We start from the raw sequence: 7106 nt of genomic DNA, 5'->3' as shown, positions 1-7106 counted from the left end.
ATCATACACGATATATTTTTTGGTTAAAAATGAGAAATTTTGCTTATCGGCATTATTAGCAATTAGATCGAAATGACTATGGATACGCGATTCGATTTTATGAATTGGAGACAACAATATGAGTACCAAACTAAACCGGACAAATTTGACAGAAGAGATTTATCGGATTGTAAAGGAAGATATCCTTTCACACAAATTGCCAGCAGGTGAAAAGATTAATATCGATCAATTGGCGCGGACCTTGGAAGTAAGTAATATTCCGATTCGAGAAGCGCTTTCCAGACTGCAATCCGAAGGGTATTTGCACATGGTTCCATTTAAAGGGATGTACGTCAATTTGCTTAGCCTTCAGGAATTGAATGATATTTTTGAAATAAGACTTCACCTTGAGCCACTTGCGGTGGAAAAGGCGACTATGGCCATACCAGAGGAAAAGCTCAAATGGCTGTATGAATATATGATTGCTTTGCGCGATAAAACACTATCGGATACGAATAGCGGCCTTGTACTGATTAGTGAAATGAATGTCTCCATCCATGGAACGATACTCGAATATTGCGACAACATGAACTTGAAAAATCTTGTCATAGGCTACATCGAACAGATTCAAAGATACTTAACGTATATCCGAATAAACTTGGATGTAGATGACACGGCAATGGAGTGGGCAGAGCATAATGAAGTCTTATTTAAATTGTTGCAGAGAGATGCCAAAGGAGCCTCTAATGCGATGACTGCTCATATTCGAAATTCACAAGAAAGAACCATTGCACATTTCAAAAATACCGGAGGGTAGCCTATGCAGTTACAGGGAAAAGTCGTTATTGTTACAGGAGGTGGATCTGGGATTGGCGAAGCGACTGCCAAACTATTTGCCAGCGAGGGTGCCAAAGTTATCGTTGCAGACTGGAACGATGCTGAAGCAAGCCGAGTAGTGGAAGAAATCCATTCGTCTCATTCGGCGGATGATATTGCCTTTGATGTGAAAACAGATGTTTCATCTGAGATGGAAGTTAAACAATTAGTGGAACAGACTTTAATTAAGTTTGGTACGATTGATATTTTATTCAATAATGCTGCTGTAGTATTACCTAAATATTTGGAAGACATCACGGAATCAGAGTGGACGCGTACTTTGGATATTAATTTGAAGAGTGTTTATCTGATGATAAAATATTGTATCCCATATATCAGAGAAAATCGCGGCAGCATTGTGAATATGGCTTCGTTAAGCGGATTGTTAGGTCAAAAGCAAAATCCAGCGTACTCTGCTTCAAAAGGCGCTATTATTGCCATGACTAAAGCATTGGCATTGGATTACGCGAAAGATGGCGTGCGCGTCAATTGYATATGTCCAGCAGGAGTGATGACACCGTTATTAGAAGAGTGGATTGGGCAGCAGCCGGATCCAGCAGCTACAGTACAAGATTTGGTCGATATGCATCCGCTCGGAAGATGTGCTTCAACGGAAGAGATTGCAAAAGCAGTGTTGTATTTAGCTAGCGATTTATCCAAATTTGTTACGGGTATCGCACTCCCTGTCGATGGCGGGGCAGCTTTAGGCTATTAATTATATAAAATGGAAACGGTATCATTTGTCGTTATTACTACTTCACCTTTACTATCAATAAAATCATGTACGATATACTAAAACTAGGGAGATGGAACTAATGAAAATTATAAAAGTAGAAAGCTTTGTTTTACATGTACCGATTACACCGCCGATTACAGATGCGATTAATGTGGCTACGCATTGGGGACTTGCGGGTGTACGAATTTTTACGGATGAGGGTTTTGTTGGTTATGGGTATACAGGAACTTGTGCACATGGTGATGATATGATCGTTGACACGATTGATCGTTATTACGCTCCATTATTAATTGGCAAAGATCCATTCATGGTTAAAGAAATTTGGGATGAGCTGCGTTTTGGCAAAATGCATTGGATTGGTAGAGCAGGAGTTACTCATATGGCGTTGGCTGCAGTAGATATTGCGCTTTGGGATATTATGGCGAAGGCTTCTAATAAACCGTTGTGGCAGTATCTTGGTGGACATAAATCCAAACAAATAAAAGCTTATAATACAAACGGCGGCTGGTTGAACTGGTCCAAAGAACGTTTGATCAAGGACGTTAGTGAGATTGTCGAGCAAGGCTTTACCGGGGTTAAAATTAAAGTAGGGAAATCAGATCCGCATGAGGATTATGATCGTTGTAAAGCAGTTCGCAAGGCAATAGGCGATCACACTATTTTCATGATCGATGTGAACCAACAGTGGAATATCAACACAGCTATGACTTGGGGAAAGAAGTTAGAAGAGTTTGATTTGTTCTGGTTGGAGGAACCATTAAACCCAGATGATATTATGGGCCATAAGAAGTTGGCTGATGCATTGAATGTACCAATTGCATTAGGTGAACATGTCTATACGAAATACGCATTCCGTGATTACATCCACCAAGGGGCAATCGAATATTGCCAAGTTGACGTAACGCGTGTTGGCGGTATTACAGAATGGCAGCAGGTAGCCGGTTTAGCGGCTGCATACGATATTCCGGTTTGTCCGCATGTTGGCGATATGGGACAAATTCATCAGCATTTGGTCGCATCAACACCAGGGGCTATTATGCTCGAATACATTCCGTGGATCCGTCATATTTTTGTGGAGCCAGCTACCGTAGTCAATGGTCATTATGTACTGCCTCAAATGCCGGGCGCATCAACGGAGATTATACCCAAGATGTTTGATGAGTATCGCGTGAGATAAGGAACAACAGTTTTATCTTTAAATGTTTACGTGAGAGGGAGAGGGAGAGTAATGCCGATGGAGAATATGTTGATTAGAAACAAACCAAACGAAAATCACGATCTAAGGATCAAAGGTCCGATTACTTGCTGGGATGAGGCGCTTCCGCTTGGCAACGGCTTGACGGGCTGCCTTATTTACGGCAGTGGTGCGCCGCTTAGGTTCAGCTTGGATCGTGGAGATCTTTGGGATACTCGTGTCGCGAAGGAAACGGAAGCAGAAGATTATCGGTATGCCCAATTGATCGAGCTTGTGAAGAATGGTGAGCATGAAGAAGTAAGTAAKCGGTTCGACTCCTTTTACTTCCAAACGACGCCGACCAAAATTCCGGTCGGGGCGCTTGAGCTTGACTTCGGCAAAGCAGCAGACCACGTGGAAAACCGTATCGTTCTGAAAAAAGCACTTGCGGAGGTTACTCTACATTTTAACGGTAAAGAGACTGTTGTCAGCAGTTTTTTGAGTGCAACGCAGTCGGTTGGATTCATCTCAGTGAGTGGAAATGCCGTCATTCCCACGATCCATCTTGATCCTCCTAACTACAGTAGCTCGGAGGACGTTAACTCCGCGCTTTCTTCCGAAGGGAACCTGGTCGCTTCCCTCGGATATCCAGCCGGAAGGGTAACCCGGGAAGGTGATACGATGCTTTACGTGCAGCCGACTTGTGGCTCTTTATCGTTCGCCATTGCGGTTGCCTGGGTACACAATGGGGATTCACTTGAAATCGCTTACGCCATTAAAGCCAGCACAGACGGCGAGAACTGGTTGGAGGACGCGCAAACGGTCGTTAGGGAAGCTTTGGCAAGAGGCTTTGATGACTCGCTTATGGAGCATGAGGCATGGTGGGACGCTTTTTGGAATAAGAGTGAAATAACTTTGCCTGATACGGTGATGGAACGTCAGTGGTATCATACGCATTATTTGTTCGGATCGTGCTCTCGCAAAGGGGCGCCGCCGATGCCGCTGCAGGGTGTTTGGACCGCAGACGGAGGTACGCTGCCACCTTGGAAGGGCGACTATCATAATGATTTGAACACTCAGTTGAGCTACTGGCCTTATATGAAAGCGAACCATCTTGAAGAAGGGGAAAGCTTCATCGACTTACTCTGGAATCTGAGGCCAGAGGCCAAGGCTTTCGCAGAGCGGTTTTTTGAGGCGCCGGGTATTTGTTTGCCTTCGGTCATGGGGATCAATGGCGAGTCGCTAGGCGGCTGGGTCATGTACTCTACCAATCTAGTCAATCAGATTTGGCTGTGTCAGGCGTTTGATCATTATTGGCTGTACACGGGTGACCTAGAATTTTTGGAGCATAAGGCTTATATATATTTCCGCGAAACGGCAGCCTGCGTCCAGCACTGGCTAAAACCGGGTCCGGACGGCAAACTGCTGCTGCCGTTGTCCAGCTCGCCGGAGATTCACGACAATTCGCCGGCTGCTTGGCTGACATCGAACAGCAATAACGATTTGGCGCTGCTTCACTATTTGTTCGAAACGCTTAAACAGTATGAGGAACTCCTCGGACGGGACAAAGAGGCGAAGGAATGGGGCGACATTCGAGCACAGCTAGCAGACCTTGCGGTGAATGAGGACAACGTGATCATGCTAAGCCCGGACGAGTCTCTTGCGGTGAGTCACCGGCATATGTCGCATCTGATGGCGATTTATCCGCTGAATCTGGTGCAATACGAACGATCGGAGCGGGAAAAKGAGATTATCGAAGCGTCGCTTGTACAGATCGAGCAGCTCGGCACTGCACAATGGGTCGGTTATTCGTTCGCGTGGGTGGCCGATTTGTATGCTCGTGCGCGAAACGGTGAGCAGGCGTACCGATATCTTCATATATTCTGGGATGCTTTTATATCTGGCAACGGATTTCATCTCAACGGCGACCAGAAGCAGATGGGGTATAGCTCTTTCCTCTATCGGCCGTTCACGCTTGAGGGAAATATGGCGGCGGCAGACGCCTTGCAGGAAATGCTGCTGCAAAATCACGAAGGATTTATCCGCCTCTTCCCGGCTATTCCAGATGACTGGAAGCAAAGCGGTGTTTCGTTCCGGCGTTTCAGGAGCGGGATGGGAAGCCTCGTTTCTGCTGAATTCGCAAACGGTCGGCTAATGTACGTTACTCTTGAAGCTGAGCGGGATGTCAGTCTTCAAATACTCAACAGTTTCGATACGAATGAGCTAGAAATTACTCAAGGGGGAAATACAAGCGTTCGTGTTGTCAGCATTGGTGAAACATTTCCGATTGACTTGCGGTCTGGGGAGTCTCTTTTGGTTAAATCTGTATGCAATTGATGTAAATGGAGGAAGGTACAATACCTTCCTCTTATTTTTTATGAAGAAGCCTATTATAGAAATCTCCGTTAATCCATCATAATGTCCGCATAGTGCAAAATTAAGTCTTGTTAATTCAAAGACTAATAGGTTTTGGGAGTTTATCATAAAAGGAAGCGCTATCATTATTGGTCTTTTAGGGCAGGATGAGGTGAAGGTAATCGTACATGGAGTTAGGGAAGAACGAGGCAATTTCATAAGAGTCATCGTTGATGATATGGATCAGCCCTGCAGCTTCTAATTTCATGGGGATGATCTCTACTTAATTGTGTAGTAAATAAAGGAAACCCGTGTGACCAATATGACCATACAGGCTGATAAAGTATCTAACATCAATTAACTAATCTAGCATATGGAGATGAGAATATGTCAGGGAATAGAGCGGTTGTTTATAGCAAACCAGGAATCGTAGAAGTACGAGATACAGCTTATCCAGATTTGGTGTTGAAGGATGGTCCGGGTGTCAATCCATTAAATGTAGGGCGTAAATGTGAGCATGGGGTTATTCTGAAAGTGATAACGACAAATATATGCGGAAGCGATCAGCACATGGTTAGAGGACGGACTACGGCTCCATCCGGTCTTATTCTAGGTCATGAAATAACAGGTGAAGTTATTGAAGTGGGTCGTGACGTAGAGTTTATAAAAAAAGGTGACTTGGTCTCAGTTCCTTTTAATATTGCATGTGGCCGTTGCCGCAGTTGTAAAGAACGTAATACAAATATATGTTTAAACGTCAATCCAGATCGTCCTGGTTCGGCTTATGGTTATGTGGATATGGGCGGATGGGTTGGAGGGCAATCCGAATATGTCATGGTTCCCTACGCAGATTTTCAATTATTGAAGTTCCCTGATAAAGAGAAAGCAATGGAAAAAATTCTCGATTTAACGATGCTCTCGGATATCTTTCCTACAGGTTATCATGGTGCGGTTAGTGCCGGGGTACGCCCAGGCTCGACTGTATATGTTGCCGGTGCAGGTCCGGTAGGTCTTGCCGCAGCGCACTCTGCTCAATTGCTAGGAGCAGCTGTTGTTATCGTCGGTGATTTAAATGCAGATCGTCTTGCCCAAGCGAAAAGCTTTGGCTGTGAGACTGTCAATCTTCGTGAGAATGGTGATTTGGCTGGACAAATTGATCAAATTTTGGGCTCTCCTGAAGTAGATTCAGCGATTGATTGCGTTGGATTCGAAGCTCATGGACATGGGAATGGGCATGGTGAAGCTCCAGCAACTGTATTGAATTCCATTATGGAAGTTACTCGTGCAGGCGGCAGCCTAGGAATTCCAGGACTCTATGTAACAGGTGACCCGGGCGCTGTTGATGAAGATTCGAAAATTGGAACATTGAAAATTCGTTTTGGTCTCGGTTGGGCTAAATCCCACACTTTTGTGACAGGCCAAACACCAGTTATGAAATACAACAGAGAATTGATGATGGCGATCATGAGCGGACGTGCACAAATTGCTAAAGCTGTGAATGCCACACTTATATCTTTAAATGAGGCTCCAAAAGCTTATCAGGATTTTGATCGCGGCGTTTCCCGGAAATTCGTAATTGATCCCCATGGAGTTGTTAAATAAAGGTTGAGCCGGAACATTCAAGCCGGATAAAAATAGTAGCCGCAAAGAGTAGTAATCATCCTATCAAAATCTTTCCTTCATTCCTAAGGCGACTATCAGCATAGGAGTGAAGGGAAGCTTTTTTAAGTTTAAAGGTTTGCTGTGCTGAGCATGTCATGCTGTTGATAAAAAAAAGTAAATCATTTCGAGGAAGGAAATCTTCTTCGATTTCCTATAACGAGGAGATAATTATATGATACGACATGATGCTTTAAGAAATATTTGGGTACTTGAAGGAAACCACGTTTCCTACGTATTAGGGTTAAGTGATCTAGGCACAATCAATCATATTTATTTCGGAGAAAAGCTCCCCTTTCTTTCGGATTATTCTGATGCGAATCATAT

The 7106-nt window shown here is 44.2% G+C and carries 5 protein-coding genes; all 5 read left to right on the top strand.

What is annotated here, in order from left to right:
- Window positions 1-118 precede the first annotated feature (118 nt).
- The 5 genes from AC1DWN_RS23935 (at window position 119) to fdhA (ending at window position 6722) form a co-directional block, all read left to right on the top strand.
- On the top strand, window positions 119-796 hold the full coding sequence (locus AC1DWN_RS23935) for a GntR family transcriptional regulator (RefSeq protein ID WP_477561403.1): 678 nt from the start codon (window positions 119-121) through the stop codon (window positions 794-796).
- A 3-nt stretch (window positions 797-799) separates the two neighbouring features.
- Window positions 800-1570 (top strand): SDR family NAD(P)-dependent oxidoreductase, encoded by a 771-nt coding sequence (locus AC1DWN_RS23930; protein ID WP_477561402.1) that lies wholly within the window; start codon window positions 800-802, stop codon window positions 1568-1570.
- 100 nt (window positions 1571-1670) lie between these two features.
- On the top strand, window positions 1671-2768 hold the full coding sequence (locus tag AC1DWN_RS23925) for a mandelate racemase/muconate lactonizing enzyme family protein (protein ID WP_477561401.1): 1098 nt from the start codon (window positions 1671-1673) through the stop codon (window positions 2766-2768).
- Between the two features lie 57 nt (window positions 2769-2825).
- Complete coding sequence (locus AC1DWN_RS23920) at window positions 2826-5102, top strand: glycosyl hydrolase family 95 catalytic domain-containing protein (protein ID WP_477561400.1); 2277 nt, start codon at window positions 2826-2828, stop codon at window positions 5100-5102.
- A gap of 405 nt (window positions 5103-5507) precedes the next feature.
- On the top strand, window positions 5508-6722 hold the full coding sequence (fdhA, locus tag AC1DWN_RS23915) for a formaldehyde dehydrogenase, glutathione-independent (protein WP_477561399.1): 1215 nt from the start codon (window positions 5508-5510) through the stop codon (window positions 6720-6722).
- The last annotated feature ends 384 nt before the right edge of the window (window positions 6723-7106 follow it).

This window comes from Paenibacillus sp. P4_A7 (assembly GCF_056402455.1).
Note: the sequence above shows the minus strand (reverse complement) of the source record. Positions and strands in the feature narration are given on the sequence as shown.

Bases quoted from the DNA above. Each gene is read 5' to 3' on its own strand.
- AC1DWN_RS23935 (WP_477561403.1), top strand. From the start codon at position 119: ATGAGTACCAAACTAAACCGGACAAATTTGACAGAAGAGATTTATCGG.
- AC1DWN_RS23925 (WP_477561401.1), top strand. From the start codon at position 1,671: ATGAAAATTATAAAAGTAGAAAGCTTTGTTTTACATGTACCGATTACA.
- fdhA (WP_477561399.1), top strand. From the start codon at position 5,508: ATGTCAGGGAATAGAGCGGTTGTTTATAGCAAACCAGGAATCGTAGAA.